This window comes from Prevotella amnii DSM 23384 = JCM 14753 (genome assembly GCF_000378745.1).
GTDB lineage: Bacteria > Bacteroidota > Bacteroidia > Bacteroidales > Bacteroidaceae > Prevotella > Prevotella amnii.
The window spans coordinates 20,053-38,785 of record NZ_KB905277.1 but is presented as its reverse complement, the minus strand read 5'-3'; the positions used below and the strand labels follow the sequence as shown (position 1 = coordinate 38,785).

13 protein-coding genes and 1 pseudogene are annotated in these 18,733 nt (G+C 45.0%); 11 read left to right on the top strand and 3 right to left on the bottom strand.

All coding sequences use genetic code 11. The features are described from left to right. Nucleotides 1-362: 362 nt before the first annotated feature. The 7 genes from tet(Q) to F596_RS0105900 all read left to right on the top strand — a co-directional run bounded on the left by tet(Q) (nt 363) and on the right by F596_RS0105900 (nt 12,175). Nucleotides 363-2,288 (top strand): tetracycline resistance ribosomal protection protein Tet(Q), encoded by a 1,926-nt coding sequence (gene tet(Q) / locus F596_RS0105930; RefSeq protein ID WP_004291466.1) that lies wholly within the window; start codon nt 363-365, stop codon nt 2,286-2,288. After that, on the top strand, nt 2,288-4,606 hold the full coding sequence (locus F596_RS0105925; protein WP_019036229.1) for a hybrid sensor histidine kinase/response regulator: 2,319 nt from the start codon (nt 2,288-2,290) through the stop codon (nt 4,604-4,606). The genes tet(Q) and F596_RS0105925 overlap by 1 nt, the downstream gene beginning before the upstream one ends. Then, complete coding sequence (locus tag F596_RS0105920; protein WP_019036228.1) at nt 4,599-5,921, top strand: sigma-54-dependent transcriptional regulator; 1,323 nt, start codon at nt 4,599-4,601, stop codon at nt 5,919-5,921. The genes F596_RS0105925 and F596_RS0105920 overlap by 8 nt, the downstream gene beginning before the upstream one ends. Before the next feature lie 281 nt (nt 5,922-6,202). Then, nucleotides 6,203-6,625 carry a dihydrofolate reductase family protein gene (locus tag F596_RS0105915; protein WP_019036227.1) on the top strand — a complete coding sequence of 141 codons (423 nt, stop codon included), beginning with the start codon at nt 6,203-6,205 and terminating at the stop codon, nt 6,623-6,625. Between the two features lie 238 nt (nt 6,626-6,863). Continuing rightward, nucleotides 6,864-7,469, top strand: a complete 606-nt coding sequence (locus F596_RS0105910; RefSeq protein WP_019036226.1) for an RteC domain-containing protein — start codon at nt 6,864-6,866, stop codon at nt 7,467-7,469. Nucleotides 7,470-7,770: 301 nt separating this feature from the next. After that, on the top strand, nt 7,771-8,901 hold the full coding sequence (locus F596_RS0105905; RefSeq protein ID WP_019036225.1) for an ATP-binding protein: 1,131 nt from the start codon (nt 7,771-7,773) through the stop codon (nt 8,899-8,901). A 16-nt stretch (nt 8,902-8,917) separates the two neighbouring features. Then, nucleotides 8,918-12,175, top strand: a complete 3,258-nt coding sequence (locus tag F596_RS0105900; protein ID WP_019036224.1) for a P-loop NTPase fold protein — start codon at nt 8,918-8,920, stop codon at nt 12,173-12,175. Nucleotides 12,176-12,312: 137 nt separating this feature from the next. Here F596_RS0105900 and mobC read toward each other — a convergent pair whose 3' ends face one another. From mobC to mobA, 3 genes are read right to left on the bottom strand one after another with little or no spacing between them, the layout of a single operon-like run. Next, nucleotides 12,313-14,331: a conjugal transfer protein MobC gene (gene mobC, locus F596_RS0105895; protein ID WP_024992675.1), complete on the bottom strand. Its 2,019-nt coding sequence runs from the start codon at nt 14,329-14,331 to the stop codon at nt 12,313-12,315. Between the two features lie 30 nt (nt 14,332-14,361). Further along, nucleotides 14,362-15,609 (bottom strand): conjugal transfer protein MobB, encoded by a 1,248-nt coding sequence (gene mobB / locus F596_RS0105890; protein ID WP_004291483.1) that lies wholly within the window; start codon nt 15,607-15,609, stop codon nt 14,362-14,364. Next, a complete protein-coding gene (gene mobA / locus F596_RS0105885; RefSeq protein ID WP_004291488.1) occupies nt 15,588-16,016 on the bottom strand; it encodes a conjugal transfer protein MobA in 429 nt (142 codons plus the stop codon). Before mobA ends, mobB begins: the two co-directional genes overlap by 22 nt. 421 nt (nt 16,017-16,437) lie before the next feature. Here mobA and F596_RS0105880 point away from each other — a divergent pair, with 421 nt between their 5' ends. The 4 genes and pseudogenes from F596_RS0105880 to F596_RS10895 all read left to right on the top strand — a co-directional run. Further along, complete coding sequence (locus F596_RS0105880) at nt 16,438-17,487, top strand: ParA family protein (RefSeq protein WP_019036221.1); 1,050 nt, start codon at nt 16,438-16,440, stop codon at nt 17,485-17,487. A gap of 2 nt (nt 17,488-17,489) precedes the next feature. Continuing rightward, nucleotides 17,490-17,930: a DUF3408 domain-containing protein gene (locus F596_RS0105875; protein WP_004291503.1), complete on the top strand. Its 441-nt coding sequence runs from the start codon at nt 17,490-17,492 to the stop codon at nt 17,928-17,930. Between the two features lie 2 nt (nt 17,931-17,932). After that, nucleotides 17,933-18,286 (top strand): DUF3408 domain-containing protein, encoded by a 354-nt coding sequence (locus tag F596_RS0105870; RefSeq protein ID WP_004291505.1) that lies wholly within the window; start codon nt 17,933-17,935, stop codon nt 18,284-18,286. 16 nt (nt 18,287-18,302) lie between these two features. After that, nucleotides 18,303-18,733, top strand: a pseudogene (locus F596_RS10895) (hypothetical protein); the annotation flags it as partial.

Below are 18,733 nucleotides of genomic sequence, written 5' to 3'. Positions count from 1 at the left end.
AACACGAATGGGAAATACACAAATGCTAAACTAAAGAAGATATTGGCCAAAATAAACGCTATACCGAGAGAGAAACTTGATTTTTCAACTTCCTAAAACGGTGTTGTTCAAACATTTCTACTTATTTGTACTTGCCAGTTGAACCTACGCTTCCCTAATAAAATGTCTATGGTAAAAAGTTAAAAAATCCTCCCACTTTTGTTAGATATATTTTTTTGTGTAATTTTGTAATCGTTATGCGGCAGTAATAATATACATATTAATACGAGTTAGTAATCCTGTAGTTCTCATATGCTACGAGGAGGTATTAAAAGGTGCGTTTCGACAATGCATCTACTGTAGTATATTATTGCTTAATCCAAATGAATATTATAAATTTAGGAATTCTTGCTCACATTGATGCAGGAAAAACTTCCGTAACCGAGAATCTGCTGTTTGCCAGTGGAGCAACGGAAAAGTGCGGCCGTGTGGATAATGGTGACACCATAACGGACTCTATGGATATAGAGAAACGTAGAGGAATTACTGTCCGGGCTTCTACGACATCTATTATCTGGAATGGAGTGAAATGCAATATCATTGACACTCCGGGACACATGGATTTTATTGCGGAAGTGGAGCGGACATTCAAAATGCTTGATGGAGCAGTCCTCATCTTATCCGCAAAGGAAGGCATACAAGCGCAGACAAAGTTGCTGTTCAGTACTTTACAAAAGCTGCAAATCCCGACAATTATATTTATCAATAAGATTGACCGTGCCGGTGTGAATTTGGAGCGTTTGTATATGGATATAAAAACAAATCTGTCGCAAGATGTCCTGTTTATGCAAACTGTTGTCGATGGATCGGTTTATCCGGTTTGCTCCCAAACATATATAAAGGAAGAATACAAAGAATTTGTATGCAACCATGACGACGATATATTAGAACGATATTTGGCGGATAGCGAAATTTCACCGGCTGATTATTGGAATACGATAATCGCTCTTGTGGCAAAAGCCAAAGTCTATCCGGTGCTACATGGATCAGCAATGTTCAATATCGGTATCAATGAGTTGTTGGACGCCATTTCTTCTTTTATACTTCCTCCGGCATCAGTCTCAAACAGACTTTCAGCTTATCTCTATAAGATAGAGCATGACCCCAAAGGGCATAAAAGAAGTTTTCTTAAAATAATTGACGGAAGTCTGAGACTTCGAGACGTTGTAAGAATCAACGATTCGGAAAAATTCATCAAGATTAAAAATCTAAAGACTATTTATCAGGGCAGAGAGATAAATGTTGATGAAGTGGGTGCCAATGATATCGCGATTGTAGAAGATATAGAAGATTTTCGAATCGGAGATTATTTAGGTGCTAAACCTTGTTTGATTCAAGGATTATCTCATCAGCATCCCGCTCTCAAATCCTCCGTCCGGCCAAATAAGCCCGAAGAGAGAAGCAAGGTGATATCCGCTCTGAATACATTGTGGATTGAAGACCCGTCTTTGTCCTTTTCCATAAACTCATATAGTGATGAATTGGAAATCTCGTTATATGGTTTGACCCAAAAGGAAATCATACAGACATTGCTGGAAGAACGATTTTCCGTAAAGGTCCATTTTGATGAGATCAAGACTATCTACAAAGAACGACCTATAAAAAAGGTAAATAAGATTATTCAGATCGAAGTACCACCCAACCCTTACTGGGCCACAATAGGGCTGACTCTTGAACCCTTACCGTTAGGGGCAGGGTTGCAAATCGAAAGTGACATCTCCTATGGTTATCTGAACCATTCTTTTCAAAATGCCGTTTTTGAAGGGATTCGTATGTCTTGCCAATCTGGTTTACATGGATGGGAAGTGACAGATCTGAAAGTAACTTTTACTCAAGCCGAGTATTATAGCCCGGTAAGTACACCTGCTGATTTCAGACAGCTGACCCCTTATGTCTTCAGGCTGGCTTTGCAACAGTCAGGTGTGGACATTCTCGAACCGATGCTCTGTTTTGAGTTGCAGATACCCCAAGTAGCGAGTTCCAAAGCTATTACAGATTTGCAAAAACTGATGTCTGAGATTGAAGACATCAGTTGTAATAATGAGTGGTGTCATATTAAAGGGAAAGTTCCATTAAATACAAGTAAAGACTATGCCTCAGAAGTAAGTTCGTACACTAAGGGCTTAGGCATTTTTATGGTTAAGCCATGTGGGTATCAAATAACAAAAGACGGTTATTCTGATAATATCCGCATGAACGAAAAAGATAAACTTTTATTCATGTTCCAAAAATCAATGTCATTAAAATAATGGAGCGGTCAGGAAATTTCTATAAGGCAATACGGTTGGGATATATACTTATCTCCATTCTTATCGGATGTATGGCATATAATAGCCTCTATGAATGGCAGGAGATAGAAGCATTAGAACTTGGCAATAAAAAAATAGACGAGCTCCGAAAAGAAATAAACAATATCAATATTCAAATGATAAAATTTTCTCTATTGGGTGAAACAATACTGGAATGGAACGATAAAGATATCGAGCATTACCATGCACGGCGTATGGCAATGGACAGTATGCTCTGCCGTTTCAAGGCCACCTATCCAGCAGAGCGCATCGATAGTGTGCGCAGTCTTTTAGAGGATAAGGAACGACAGATGTTCCAGATAGTCCGGTTAATGGATGAACAACAATCTATTAACAAGAAGATAGCCAATCAAATTCCGGTTATTGTACAGAAAAGTGTGCAGGAACAGTCCAAAAAGCCAAAACGAAAAGGTTTCTTAGGCATATTCGGCAAAAAAAAGGAAGTAACTCCAGCAGTATCAACCACTATCCTTCATTCGGTCAATAGAAACGTAATCAGCGAACAGAAAGTGCAGGATCGCCAATTGTCGGAACAAGCCGACAGCCTTGCAGCTCGCAATGTAGAACTTAATAGACAACTGCAAGAACTGATTCATCAAATTGATGAAAAGGTACAAGCCGACTTGCAAGGTAGAGAAATTAAAATATCTTTGATGAGGAAAGAGTCGTTAATGCAAATAGGTGGTCTGACTGGATTTGTACTATTGCTATTAATCATTTCTTATATCATAATACTCCGTGATGCCAAGCGGATTAAACAATACAAATATAGAACAGCGGAGTTAATCGAGCAATTAAAACAGTCCGTGCAACAGAACGAGGCACTAATAGCCTCCCGCAAGAAAGCTGTGCATACCATCACACATGAACTGCGTACACCGCTGACAGCAATAAGTGGCTATGCCGGACTAATGCTCAAAGAACGTGATGAAGATAAAAACGGACAGTATATTTGGAGTATACAGCAATCCTCCGACCGAATGCGGTATATGCTCAACAACCTGCTGGATTTCTTTCGGTTGGATAATGGCAAGGAACAACCCAGACTATTACCCTGCCGCATTTCCACAATCGCACATACCCTTGAAACGGAGTTTATGCCTGTTGCCATGAACAAAGGGCTATCTCTGACGGTGAAAAATGGAAGTAATGCCGTAGCTCTGACCGACAAAGAGCGAATAATACAAATCGGGAATAATCTGTTGTCAAACGCTATCAAGTTTACGGAGAAAGGCGGTGTGTCGCTGGCTACCGACTATATTGACGAAGTGCTAACACTGGTCGTTGAAGATACGGGTACAGGTATGACTGAAGAGGAACAGCACCAAGCGTTCGTTGCGTTTGAACGTTTGTCAAATGCCGCCGCAAAGGAGGGGTTTGGGCTGGGACTTTCCATCGTACATAATATAGTGACAATGCTCCACGGAACAATACGTCTGGAAAGCGAGAAAGGCAAAGGATGCCGTTTTACGGTGGAGATTCCCATGCAGCAAGCCGAGGAACAGCCCGAACAAACCACACAAGATTATATCCGAAATAAGGAAAGAAATATCAATGTTGTCGCCATCGACAATGACGAGGTACTACTCCTGATGCTGAAAGAGATGTATGCCCAAGAGGGAATACACTGCGATACTTGCACCGATGCGGCGGAACTGATTGAAATGATACGTCGAAAAGAATACAGTTTGCTGATAACAGATTTGAATATGCCCCATATAAACGGCTTTGAACTGCTGGAATTGCTACGCTCGTCCAATGTGGGAAACTCCCGGACAATCCCCGTGGTCGTTGCAACCGCTTCGGGCAGTTGCGATGCGGAGGAACTTTTGACAAAAGGTTTTGCCGGATGCCTGTTCAAGCCGTTCTCCATATCGGAGCTGATGGAAGTTTCCGACAAGTGTGCCATAAAAATAACATCCGATGGTAAACCGGACTTTTCCGCCTTGTTGTCCTACGGCAATGAAGCCGTCATGCTGGAAAAACTGATCACGGAAACCGAAAAGGAGATGCAGGCAGTGCGGGATGCGGCAAAAGATAACAACCTGCAAATGCTGGATTCCCTGACACACCATCTACGCAGTTCGTGGGAAATTCTCCGTGCCGACCAACCGCTGAAGGAACTTTATGGATTGCTTCATGGTAAGGCAACGCCTGATGAAAACACCTTTCAACAAGCAGTAAAATCAGTGTTGGACAAAGGTATGGAGATTGTTCAACAGGTAAAAGAGGAAAGAAGAAAATACGAAAATGAATAAGACAGCAATAATTGTGGTGGAGGACAATATCGTGTACTGCGAGTTTATCTGTAACATGCTGGCGCGGGAGGGCTACCGCACCGTGAAGGCTTACCACCTGTCAACAGCGAAGAAACATCTACAACAGGCGACAGATAATGACATCGTGGTTGCCGACCTGCGTCTGCCTGACGGGAACGGCATAGACTTATTGCGCTGGATGCGCAAGGAAGGGAAGTTGCAACCCTTCATCATAATGACCGACTACGCCGAAGTGCATACAGCCGTGGAAAGCATGAAACTCGGTTCTTTGGATTACATACCCAAACAACTTGTGGAGGACAAACTGATCCCCCTTCTCCGTTCTATACAGAAAGAGCGTCAGATGCGACATCGCCGTATGCCCGTATTCGCCCGTGACGGTTCCGCATTTCAGAAAATCATGCACCGTATAAGGCTGGTAGCCGCTACCGATATGAGCGTGATGATATTCGGAGAGAACGGCACGGGTAAGGAACATATTGCCCACCACCTGCACGACAAGAGCAAGCGGGCAGTCAAGCCATTCGTGGCGGTGGACTGCGGTTCACTCACCAAAGAGCTTGCTCCCTCAGCTTTCTTCGGACACGTCAAGGGAGCGTTTACAGGAGCAGACAGTGCCAAGAAAGGCTATTTCCATGAGGCGGAAGGAGGTACACTGTTTCTTGACGAGGTGGGCAACCTCGCGTTGGAAACCCAACAGATGTTGCTCCGCGCCATACAGGAAAGGCGGTATCGCCCGGTCGGAGACAAATCGGACAGGAGCTTCAACGTCCGTATCATTGCCGCCACCAATGAAGATTTGGAAGTAGCGGTGATTGAAAAACGCTTCCGGCAGGATCTGCTTTACCGCCTGAACGATTTCAGGATAACCGTTCCACCGTTGCGTGACTGTCAGGAGGACATCATGCCACTGGCGGATTTTTTCCGAGAGACAGCCAACAAGGAGTTGGAATGCAATGTGAGCGGATTCAGTTCCGAAGCCCGTAAGGCGTTGCTAACACACGCATGGCCGGGCAACGTGCGGGAACTTCGGCAGAAAGTTATGGGTGCTGTATTGCAGGCGCAGGAAGGTGTTGTCATGAAAGAGCATCTGGAACTTACCGTGACGAAACCGACTTCTCCCGTCAGCTTCGCCCTGCGCAATGATGCGGAGGACAAGGAGCGGATATTGCGTGCGTTGAAACAGGCAAACGGCAACCGGAGTGTCACCGCAGAACTGCTCGGAATAGGCAGAACAACACTATACAGCAAACTTGAAGAGTATGGACTTAAATATAAATTCAAGCAATCATAGCCCGTAATTCACTGAATTTGGCTATCTTTGCATAACATTTGAGAAAAAACGGCGATTTGCAGGAGCTTTTCGCCGCCGACATATAGAATAAGACCGCAAGGAGTTTCAGGCGTAAATCTGGTAAATTGAAACTGAAAGAAGCTAATTGCGTGATGCTTATGCTATGCCTATGCATAGCGTGCATTCACGCGTTTCTTTCAGGGGCTTTACCAGAGCCTACGCTTGAAGTAGTGTGGATTGCACGCTACTTTTTTGTCCTTGCCTAATGAAAGGTAACGATTATGGGTAAAGTTCAGATTCTCGCCGTACTGACGATGGACGGATGTCTTTCTTCAGAGTTATATGATAAAGCACATCAGGATTTGTGCCTTGACTGTTGCGGTCTTGATGAAATCAGGGAGAAAGCCCTTTACCATGTCACACCGGACTATTCCATTTCAATGCTGCACGAATGGAGAAAAGACGGCACAAACATCTGCTATCTCGCGGAAGTCACACCGGGCACGGCAGACTATATAAACGGACTACTGCGTATGCACGCTGTGGATGAAATCATACTGTACACCGTTCCTTTCATATCCGGAAGCGGACGACATTTTTTTAAGTCGGCTCTGCCAGAGCGACACTGGTCGCTTTCCTCTTTGAAAAGCTATCCCAACGGTGTATGTCGCATTATCTACATCCTTGATAAAAAAGCAAGATAGCCAAAATGTGCGGCAAGCATACATTTTTATTTTCAAGAATAGAATAAATGTTCTGATTACAAACAATTTAAGTCGGAGATAATTTGTCCCTGTGAAAAAATATTGAATTTTACACCACTGAAATCCAACACTTTGTAAAATTGAGCGTTGGATTTTTTGTTTTCTGCCGCGTTTTTTGCCAATTATATTCATGTGCGCATACCGAAAACAGAGTGTAAAATTTCAAAATTGACAGGACATGAATTATTTTTTATTGGCGGAAACCGAGTTCTTCCGTCGGATAAACGAAGCCGGAGACTGCAATATGGAAAAAGCATACACGGCTTTCGCCACCCAAGTAATCGAACTGTGCAACGGCGGCATGGACATGAACCTTACCGTCATCGCGCTTGCCTACATCGAAATCGAGTTGCAGCACCATCCCGTGCGTAATCTGTCAGAAGAAAGAAGAGAGATTGCCGCCTACGTCAGCAAGGCTCTGTCTTTCGTAAGAAAGATGCAGAAATTCCTTGCCACGCCCCAAGTGCCACCACTAATATCCGCCAACAACGCAACAGAAACCACCGCCAGCCTTCTTCAATGGACGGGCAACGCCATCGACCTCGTGGAACTTATCTACGGTATAGACGAGATGGGCTGTATCAACAACGGCAATATGCCGCTCAAACAGCTCGCCCCACTTCTCTATAAGATATTCGGAGTTGAGTCGAAGGACTGCTACCGCTTCTACACTGATATCAAACGCCGGAAGAACGAAAGTCGCACCTATTTCATTGACAGGATGCAGGAAAAACTGAACGAGAGAATGTTGCGTGATGAGGAGTTGGAGCGGATGAGAAAATAAAAAAATATCCATTACATATGAGAAGACAGGAATACTCGTATCCTGTCTTTTTATTTTCATTTAATTACATGTTAATTAGCATAATATATGTGAGTTTTTATTCCTATAAGGACAAATTTTAGAAACGTATGTCTGATAAATTATTGAGTCATCATAGTATGAACATATATCATTACTAAAAACAATGAAACAACTTCCATAAGATTATGGTTGTAAAAATCGCCATTTCACAACCTGTTTTTTGTGTAAAATTCGCCAATTAAAAAAAATATGATTATCTTTGCATTATATTTTATAAGGTATGGAAACAGTAAATAGAATACTTCAAGAGAAGATTACAGCACGAATCGCGCCCAATAAAGCAGTACTGATTTTTGGTGCTCGCCGTGTTGGTAAAACGGTAATGATGCGTAAAATTGTGGACAACTATTCAGGTAGGACGATGATGCTCAACGGCGAAGACTACGACACATTAGCACTATTGGAGAATCGCTCAATAGCCAATTATCGGCATTTATTGGATGGTATTGATTTGCTGGCTATTGATGAGGCACAGAACATACCACAAATCGGTAGTATTCTGAAGTTGATAGTTGATGAAATACCGGGAATAAGTGTCTTGGCAAGTGGTTCTTCGTCATTCGATTTACTGAATAAGACTGGTGAACCGTTGGTCGGCCGCAGTACGCAATTTCTCCTTACACCATTCTCGCAACGGGAAATCGCACAGACGGAAACGGCACTTGAAACCCGCCAGAACCTCGAAGCACGCTTGATTTATGGTTCCTATCCCGAAGTAGTAATGATGGAGAACTATGAACGTAAAACAGACTACCTACGTGATATTGTAGGTGCATACCTCCTTAAAGATATCTTAGCAATTGACGGCTTAAAAAATTCGAGCAAGATGCGCGATCTACTGCGATTGATAGCTTTTCAGTTGGGCAGCGAAGTTTCTTACGATGAGTTAGGTAAACAACTCGGCATGAGCAAGACGACAGTTGAAAAATACCTCGACCTATTGGAAAAGGTCTTCGTTATCTATCGTCTGGGGGCTTACTCGCGCAACCTGCGCAAAGAGGTGACGAAAGCCGGGAAGTGGTATTTCTATGATAATGGCATTCGAAATGCGATTATAGGTGCTTTTTCACCATTGGCTATTCGACAGGATGTCGGTGCATTGTGGGAGAACTACATCATAGGAGAGCGTCGTAAAGCGAATTTCAACGAAGGATTGCATAAGGAGTTCTATTTCTGGCGTACTTACGATAAGCAAGAAATTGACTTGATCGAAGAGAGTGCAGACAGCTTGACAGCTTTGGAGTTCAAATGGGGAAATAAGATGCCCAGTGTCCCGAAAGTGTTTCAAGAAGCCTACCCTCATGCTGAATTTCACGTAGTGAACAAGGAGAATTATTTGGAGTTCGTGTAATCAATAAATTACGTATATGGAAAGTAAACTACAATTCCAACAGTCTCAATATCCGCGGTTTATCCAAAATAAACCGTGCGGTATTGATAAATTCGACGGAGGTTCGCAAAAAAGGCTGGCAAAAACTATTGCTCGCCATTTTCGTCAGAACGATTCATTGAATGAAGAATGTTCTTTACCTCGAATTATCGGTATCGAAGGTATTTGGGGGTCTGGAAAATCCAACGTGGTGAAAATGTTGGAAAGCGAATTGTCCGACAACTATTACTTTTTTGAGTATGATGCATGGGGGCATCAAGAAGATTTGCAACGCCGATCTATATTGGAATTGCTTACAAGTAAACTTATTGATGATTGTATCTTATCTGGAGATGCAACAATAAAAGTCAAAGGTGGAGGTTCGAAAACCGTATCGTGGTCTGATAAATTGAAATATTTATTAGCTCGCAAAACGGAAACTGTAACTGAAAAATATCCCCTTATCAGCAATGGTATGGTTGCTGCATTTTTGGTTGCAGTCCTAACTCCGATATTTACATTTATTGCATATGCAGTAAAACCTACACCCACAACGTGGTGGTTTTCTTTATTGTCTATTATCATAGCTGCACTGCCAATTCTTATTGCATTGTGCGTTTGGAAATGGGCATATAGCAAAGATCATAAATATGGATGGAGTTATATGTTAGCTATTTATCAAGATAAAGTCGAAAAGGACGTTTGCTATGAGACTTTGAGCGAAGACGAACCAACGGTTTACGAGTTCAAAACATGGATGCAAGACATTTCTGATTTTATCAAGGAAAAAGGGCTACGTAAATTAGTCCTTGTTTTTGACAACATGGATCGCCTACCAGCTGAAAAGGTGAAGGAATTATGGTCTTCTATCCATACGTTCTTTGCCGATAGCGGTTTTGAAAATGTTTGGGCAGTTATTCCTTTCGATGAAACACATTTGGCTTGTGCATTCGGTGATGAGACCAACGAGCAAACGAAACAACTGACCAAGTATTTTATCAATAAAACTTTCCCTATTGTTTATCGTATTGCTCCTCCTGTTATTACCGACTATCGGAATATCGTAGATAAATTTTTTGTTGAAGCATTTGGTGAAGAAGGGAATGACGAGAGCGAAACAATAAATCGAATATTCAGATTGGTGAATCCCAACGCCAATGTTCGGGAAATTATATCATTTATCAATGAAATGGTTGCTCTTCGTCAAGAATGGAGCAATGAAATTTCGATGATAAACATAGCTTTGTTCTGTCTGAAGAAGGCAGAGATTCTCGCTAATCCGGCAGAACAAATATTGTCTGGCGACTATCTGAATGGCATTCAAACAATAATTAACAATGATCTGCAAACCCAACGCGAAATTGCAGCTTTGGTATATGGTGTTGATGTTGAACATGCGCGACAAATTCCATTGAAGAAATATATCGAAGGTTGCATCAACGGAGAAGACGACCATGATATAAACCAATACGCGAATACCAATAAGCAATTTGACATTGTGTTGGATGAAGTTATAAAGGGAATAGATGATGCGCTTGTCGATAAAATTATACACTGTTTGCATACATTAACTCGAAAGAATGATACTATTTTGCATATATGGCAAAGAATAGCAAAATTGAAGTTAAAGGAGCCTATCGAAAAACAAGCGTTCCCTGTCGAATATCAAGAGTTACTATTGCATTTAGACACGGAAAACCAAAATCATGTGATTGCTCAATTATATAAAAAGGTAGTTCGGTTCAAAGACTTTAATGGCGGCGACTATTTCAAGACATTAAACGAAATCGACCGGTTTATTGAGCAAAATAAGTTGTCGTGCGATTTTGCGTCATTGATTGAAGCAAAAACAGTTGAGTCAAATACGTTTATCGATTATATTAAAGTTGCAAATAAAACACATAAGGCCTATCGAGATGATAATACAACCAAAGCATACGAGTATTATCAAGTAAAAACAAATTCAGAGGTACTCGACACTTATTTGTCAAACTTATTACCCGATAATTTCGACCATGCAGATATTGTAAAAACATTAAAGAGCGATTCTGCCTATACGTTCCCAACACTTCTGCAAACAATCATGAATTGCATAAAAACGAAGGGAGTAAATAAAGACAATTTAGGGGCTATATTTACAACCTATCGTTTATTGGCATCTGACGAAGAAAGACCTTTATCTGTAACGTTAGATCCAACCTACATAAATCAGTTGCATTCTGAATTAAAAACTGATGGTCGAAACATTGAAGAGTCTGGGTATTACGATTTGGTCGCCATGCAACTGGCACATGGTCGCTCCGTTTCCTTAATAGAGGGTGGAGATATAAAATATGTTGCAAAAGTCATGGATTATTACGTGGATCATGGAGATTTATTGATTAAGAGTGTTGGTTGGAATAATTCGTTATTGAATGACACTTTGCAGTATATGGTAAAAAATAAATTGGGGTATAAATTATCACTTATAGATATACTACCTCAGTTTGAAAATATCAAGAATAGGATAAGTGTTACGGAAGATGCATTTATCGAGCATTTAGCCGAATGGGATAGCGATTTGGATGAGCATTTAAGCAAAAACAATATCCAAATTGTAATTCCTCGTGCGTCTTTTTATAGTTTAACCACTAAGATAAGTAATGTCTTGACCGACCATATCAATAAAATAGCAATCGAAGCGTTGTCTGAAGTAAGTTCAGATACGCTATATGCCCAAAAAGCAAACCATGCATCCGATTACTGGCTTGTGGCAACAAACCATTTATTGACTAAAATCAAATCCCTGCCTGATAACCTGACAGAATTTGGTAAAAAGATTCTAATAGATATTGCTTCTGGTACTCAGAATTGGAGTTCTTTGCCTGATTGCTTTAAGAATATAATTGAAAGGCTGGACAAACGAAAAATTAAATCGACTGTTACCGATATAAGAAATGATTTCTGTATCGGTAAAAAGACTATCAATGCAATAAAGTTCCAGTTTTTCGAACCATGGCTTAGAACACATGGTAATTTAAAAAGTCAAGCTGGAGAAGTTATTGACAAAATAGTGAAACCTGTAATTTCCGATGGGGCATGCCGTTCATTGATTCTGCAAAACAAAGATTTTTATATGGATTTAATAAATATAGCAGGGGATGATGCCTATGAATTGAAAAAGAGCCTCAAGAACCTCTCACAAAAAGATTCAGATCCGCAGTTGATTGAATTTGTCAATTCGATAGATTCAGTACCCGAGGTTGAAACCGCGTAAGTATTAGTCTAACAAGTCCGAATTTTACGATTTTACCCCGTCAGAACTGAAGTGCCCCCCCCAAAAAAAATTGTATCCAACTTTTTTGGGGGGCACTTCAAACTTCGATAGGGATAATTTTCAATTTTGGGGACTTGTTAGACAGCCTCATTATCTGGTAGCAGCTTACACAGCACCGGATCGTTTTTGATGCGCTCCAGTTCCTCCTGAACAACCTGCTTCACTTCTTCCTTAATGCGCCGGTAGTTCGCCTGCACCGTCTCTTTCATGCGGTCGTTGCCGTCTTCGTCCGTGAAATCGGTAATGACGGGGATTTTCTTGTAGGCACTTTCCTCCTGCTTCACCTTCTCGGCATCCACCACAATCTCGCAGTGAAAAATCTTCTGCTCGATGCGCTCGTTGAAGTTGTCGGACACCGAACCGACAAACATTCCCTGCGTAAGCCCGGAAATCTTGCTCGGCGGGATGAGCGCGTCCATCTGCGTGTTGATGGAGGTGGACACGTCCTGCCGGTTGATGGAAATGGATTGCCGTTTCTGCAACACCTTTCCGAAACGTTCGGATAGTGTCTTGGCGGTTTCGCCAACCACCTGACCGGAGAAAATGTTGCCGACAGTGTTCATCACCACTTTCGCCTCTTTGTCCCCATAGTCACGAACCAACTGGCTGAAATCCTGAAAGCCCAGACACACGGCAACCTTGTTGCTTCGGGCGGTAGCTATAAGATTGTCCAACCCTTTGAAGTATATTGTGGGCAACTCGTCGATGATGACCGATGACTTCAGCATCCCCTTCTTGTTGATGAGCTTCACGATACGGGAATTATACAGACCGAGTGCCGCACCGTAGATATTCTGACGGTCGGGATTGTTACCCACGCAGAGGATTTTCGGCTCTTCGGGATTGTTGATGTCCAGCGTAAACTCGCTGTCTGACATCACCCAGTAGAGCTGCGGTGAAATCATCCTCGAAAGCGGGATTTTTGCCGACGCTATCTGACCCATGAGCTGCTCCGCAGCCCCTCCAAGCCACGCATCCATGAACGGCGAAAGGTAGTTCTCCAGCTCCGGATAAGAGGTCAGTATCGGAAATATATCCTCGTAACGGCGGTTCAGAAACTCGATAGCATGGGGAAACGTGCAAAACTTCCCGTTCTGATAGATTTTGAGATACCAGATAATACTGGCAAACAGAATGATAGGTGACTCCACGAAGAAGTCGCCCTGCTTTTGCACCCACGTTTTATTGAGGTTGAGCATTATTGTGTAGGCACTCTCATAGGCATCCGTAATATCTTCCATAAAATCCGGGTGAATGGGATTGCACCGATGAGAGCGTCGCGGGTCGTCGAAGTTGATCACATAGAACTTCGGCTTTACCTTGTAGCCGTCCGGGTGGTTCAGCAAATGGTTGTAGGCAATAGTAGATAGGTCGGGATACTTGAAATCGTAGATGTATTGACTAAAGCCCTTTTCAATCTGTTGCTTGATAAAATTGTTTACCACGGCATAGGACTTGCCGCTGCCCGGCGTACCCAACACGATGGACGCACGGAAGGGATTAACTACATTGATCCAACCGTTGTTCCAGCGTTTCCTGTAATAGAAACGTGTCGGCAGATTGACCGAATACTCGCTTTCGATAAGCCTCGTTTCCTGCATGAAACTCTCGTTCTCGTTGTTGAAAACATCCTCCATCAAATTGTGTTTCAACAGGCGGCTCATCCACAGACCACCCATCAACAGGCAGACATAGCCCGTTCCAATGGTAAGGACATACAGTCCCGTCACCGCTTCAAGCGGCAGCGGCAGGGGCAGCAACCACCAGTTCAGGAAAAACAGCACGAACCCGACGGCAAATGCTGTCCAGATTCTCCCCCAAGTGATTTTCTCACCCTTGACACCCTTCGTACCCAGACAGGACAAGGCAAGCAAAAGGACGGAAAACAGCTTCGTGTAGAGAATGGAATGGAACAGCCCCGCCGTGCGGTCGAAGTTCAGAAGGATTTTGTCCACCACGCCGATGTTCACGCCCCACAGCCGGATGGCTTCGTAGCAGAACCAGTACACGTTCATGACCACTAAAATGATACTCACGGCACGCAGAAAATCCATGATTTTCGCCAATGCCCTCAAATCGTCTTCTTGTTGTGACATACATTGATTTTTTAATTGTTGATACTCTGATTACATACCCAAGCCCTTGCGTTTTTTCTTCTTTTTGCGCTTCATCGCCCGGATGAAAGCCTCTTCCTCGGCATCTACCGCCGGACCTTCGGGAGTGAGCAAGCCCATACCGCCCGATATATCTTCACTGTCGTAGGCGGTCTGCCCGTGTGCCTTGTCCGCAGCATCCACAGGGATGGATAGCGGTATCGGCGGTTGTCCGGCGTATGGCAGGGTGAAGTGTTCCTGCAAGGCATTCGCCGAAAGCTCCTTACCCATGCGCGAACCGTTCAGCACGCATCCCGTGCGGTGGTCGATGAAGGTAGCCCCATAGATGCGCCCTTCCTCTGTGTAGCGCAGTACGGTGTCGATGCCCTTCTCTTTGAGTTGGGATACAAATTTGTCCTTGTCATAAGTGCCTTGCAGCACGGAAAGGACGGTGCGTTTCGTCATGTCTGCCAGTTTCCTATCCTTGATTTCCGATTTGGAACGGACAAACTTCTTCTGTACGGCTTCATAGCCTGCGGACTTCCCGAAAAGCGAGGATTTGAACGGGTTGCCCACCTTGTTACCCTTGTCGTCCGTGACGGAATAGACCAGCCCGTGATACTCCCGTCCGCGCACGTTGCCCCTCGCTTCCTCCACCGTCATATTATATAAGGAAAGGAGCGCACGGTATTCGCCCATCGTCTGGAAACGGTACTGCCCATTCAGAGCCTTCACGGTGTTGCCTACCTGCTTCTTCACATCACCTGCCGATGCGGCCACCTTGCGCAACGGATTATCCAATCTCTGATTTTTACGTTCTGCCGGATGCAATCCGTACTTCTGTTCCAGTTCCCTGCGGATACGGTCGCTGCGGCGGTAGAGAAAATCCCGGTTGAGCCTTTTCCCGTTCTCGTCCACGTTGACCGTCACGATGTGCAGGTGGTGGCGGTCGATGTCCTCGTGCTTGAATACAAGATAAGGCTGGTTTCCGAAACCGAGTTTTTCCAGATACTCGCGGGCGATATTCTGCAACTCAATATCGGTCAGCACATCCTCCGGGTGCGGGTTGAGAGAGATATGCACCACCGGCTTCTCGATCTTCATCTGCGGTGGCAGGAAGGTGAGAAAACCCTCCATCGCCTTGCCTATGTCCACCGTTCCCGAACCGTCATTGTAGATGCGGTTGGTGGTGAGAAGCCGCCCCTGCGCCTCGTTAATCTTCTCCCCGTTGTAGGCAATCGCGCCGTACAACGAACTTCCTACACTGATTTTTGCGACCATTTTGCCTCCATTTCCCTTGAAAGTTCCACAATCCGGCGGCTCAGTTTCACGAGTTCGACGGTGTGTTGCTCTAATTTGTAGAGCAACGCCATCGCCTTTTTCTCTGAAAAATGCAGCCTCAGTTCCTTCACGACTTGGTTGTAATTCGTACCCACGGCACGGAATTGTGCATGAAAATCCGACAGTTTGGTGTAATAGTCCACCAACGTCTTGTCCACCTTCAGCACCTTGAACGGTTGCCCGAAGAAGTGCGCTTTGAGGAAAACAGACCGTGCATAGACACCCGATTTTCCGAACATGGCGAGGAAACGGTTGTGTTCCTCCTCGTTGAAACGGACGGTGTACCGGTACACCGCCGGATCAAGTTTGGGATTTCTCCCTGATTTGCTTTTCCTTTTCTCTTTCATATTACTTTGGATTTAGCGGATTGACGGCATAAGCCGCCGCTTCGGATTACAGCACCGCAGTTCTGAAAGGCTTCCCGACTTCGGAGGGAAAGCCCGCCCCCTGCAAGGGCAAGTGCTTTTCGTGGCTGCTCAAAATATTTTGAGCGGCTGAAAAGACATCTTGCTATGTTCAGGTGAACATAAAAATCCGTCAGGGGACGGATTGGGAAAATACCTTTCAGGACTCCGGGCCGCGCGTCATCGGCGAACCCTGCTGTCCGGGTGCAAAGTTACGCCCTTAAAGCGGTATCGGACAGATGCTTGACCCGGTCAATGACTGCCAACCGGCGCAACGTGCCGCCACTTGCCGGAGAAGTGATACAGGTTCCAAAATATACTTGTTTATTTGCAGCATGATTCAAGAAACGAACGATTTGAAGATATGATAAACGGAACATTCAAATACCCGGAAATCCGCTTCTTCGGATACTTGCCGAAACGGATACCCGAACCGTCGGAAACCCGGTTCTCCGACAATTCGGTGACGTATGGATTCAATGACTTCATGACGCAATGTCGTCAATCACCATTTGTCCGACGCACCGCTTCACCACAGAACCGGATACGCGACGACCCGCCTGCGTGTGTAGTCACGGAAGCGGATGGTGCGACAGCCAAATCCGTATGGAAACAGAAAAACAAATCATCAACAATTAAAATAAATGGAACTATGAGTAAGGAAATCTTCGTTGCATTCGCAACACAGAAAGGTGGCATCGGCAAATCCACTGTCACGGCACTTGCCGCCAGCTACCTGCACAACGTGAAAGGCTACAATGTCGCCGTCGTGGACTGCGACGACCCGCAGCACAGCATCCACGGGCTGCGCGAACACGAAATGGGGCTTATCGACAGCAGCACCTACTTCAAGGCTCTCGCTTGCGACCATTTCCGCCGGATCAAAAAGAACGCCTACACCATCGTCAAAAGCAATGCGGTGAACGCCCTCGACGATGCCGAGAGGATGATTGCCACTGAGGACGTGAAACCCGACGTGGTGTTCTTCGACATGCCCGGCACACTCCGAAGCAACGGCATGATAAAGACGCTCTCGCAGATGGACTACATTTTCACTCCGCTGAGTGCCGACCGCTTTGTCGTGGAGAGTACCCTGAAATTCGTCACGATGTTCCGCGACAGGCTGATGACTACCGGACAGGCGAAAACAAAGGGGCTGCATCTGTTCTGGACGATGGTGGACGGCAGGGAGAGGAACGACTTGTACGGCATCTACGAGGAAGTGATAGCCGAAATGGGCTTTCCGGTACTTTCCACCCGCTTGCCCGACAGCAAGAAGTTCCGCCGTGACCTTTCGGAAGAGCGCAAGAGCGTTTTCCGCTCCACCATCTTCCCGATGGACACGGCACTGCTGAAAGGGAGTGGCATCCGGGAGTTTTCCGAAGAGATAAGCGACATCATCAGACCGCAGTGAGCATGGGCAGCAGGAAAGTGAACACGGAAGGCATCGACGAGGAACTGCTGTTAGCCTCCATCGGGCGGCGCACACAGGACGGGACACTGCGCCCCGCACAGGAAGTACCCGCAGCTGCACCGACCGAAGAGGACACCGCCGCACCGGAACCATCTCCTGTGCAACCCGTAACACGGGAAAAAGCGCAGAGGGAAAGTGGACGCCGGAAAAGGCAGGACGAGGACTACAACGAGCTATTCCTGCGCCGCAACGAGATAAAGACCCGCCAATGTGTCTATATCAGCCGTGACGTCCACGGCAAGATCCTCAGAATCGTGAACGACATCGCCGGAGGGGAAATCTCAGTAGGCGGATATGTGGATACCGTGCTGCGCCAGCATCTGGAACAGCACAAGGAGAGAATCAACGAACTGTACAAGAAACAACGTGAAGATCTGATTTGAAAATGGAAAAAGAAATGACACCGAATGAAAAAAGACCACAGCAAGACTGCGGAGGTATGTTTACCCAAGTGCAGGCGAGTGTGGAAATACTGTCGCCTGTCCCGGTAAGCGGCAAATGCAGTGAGAAGGACTATGAACGCCTGTTCATCCGCGACCCGGAAGTAAAGGCACGTGAGGGGAAGATGGCGTATGTGCGCCCGGAGTACCACGAGCGTATCATGCGTATCACCCGTGTAATCGGGCATGACCGGCTTACGCTGTCCGCTTACATCGACCATGTGCTGACGCACCACTTCAACCAGTGCGAAGATGCGATAAAGAGCCTTTATGCCCGAAATTACAATTCAGTATTCTAACCAAAAACGGAAGGATATGAATTACACTATCAGCATGACAGACATTCTGCTGGCGGTATCGGTCGGCTGCAACCTCTGGTTCCTGTTCCTGCTCCTTTACGAGCGCATCATGGACACGCGGATTGTCCGCTTCTTCAAGGGCATTGTCGGATTATGGCGGTCACTGGACGGGAATGAGGCTAAACGCATAGCGGCACACGAGGAAGTCCCTGCGGAAAAGGCGGACATCATCGGCAAGAGCCGTTTCAGGATGGCATCCACCCGGACAACCGCTGCCATACCGACGCAAGAAGCCGCCACTATTGAAAAAGGCATTGAGCTGTCGGAGGGAGAGGAAATGGAACGGCTTTTGCCAATCAGTACAAACTCGGCTTGCTCTATTGTTCCTTTTCCTTTCTGTCCGTCTTTTTTCTTCGTTGCTTCTTTCTTCTTGCTATCTTCATCGCT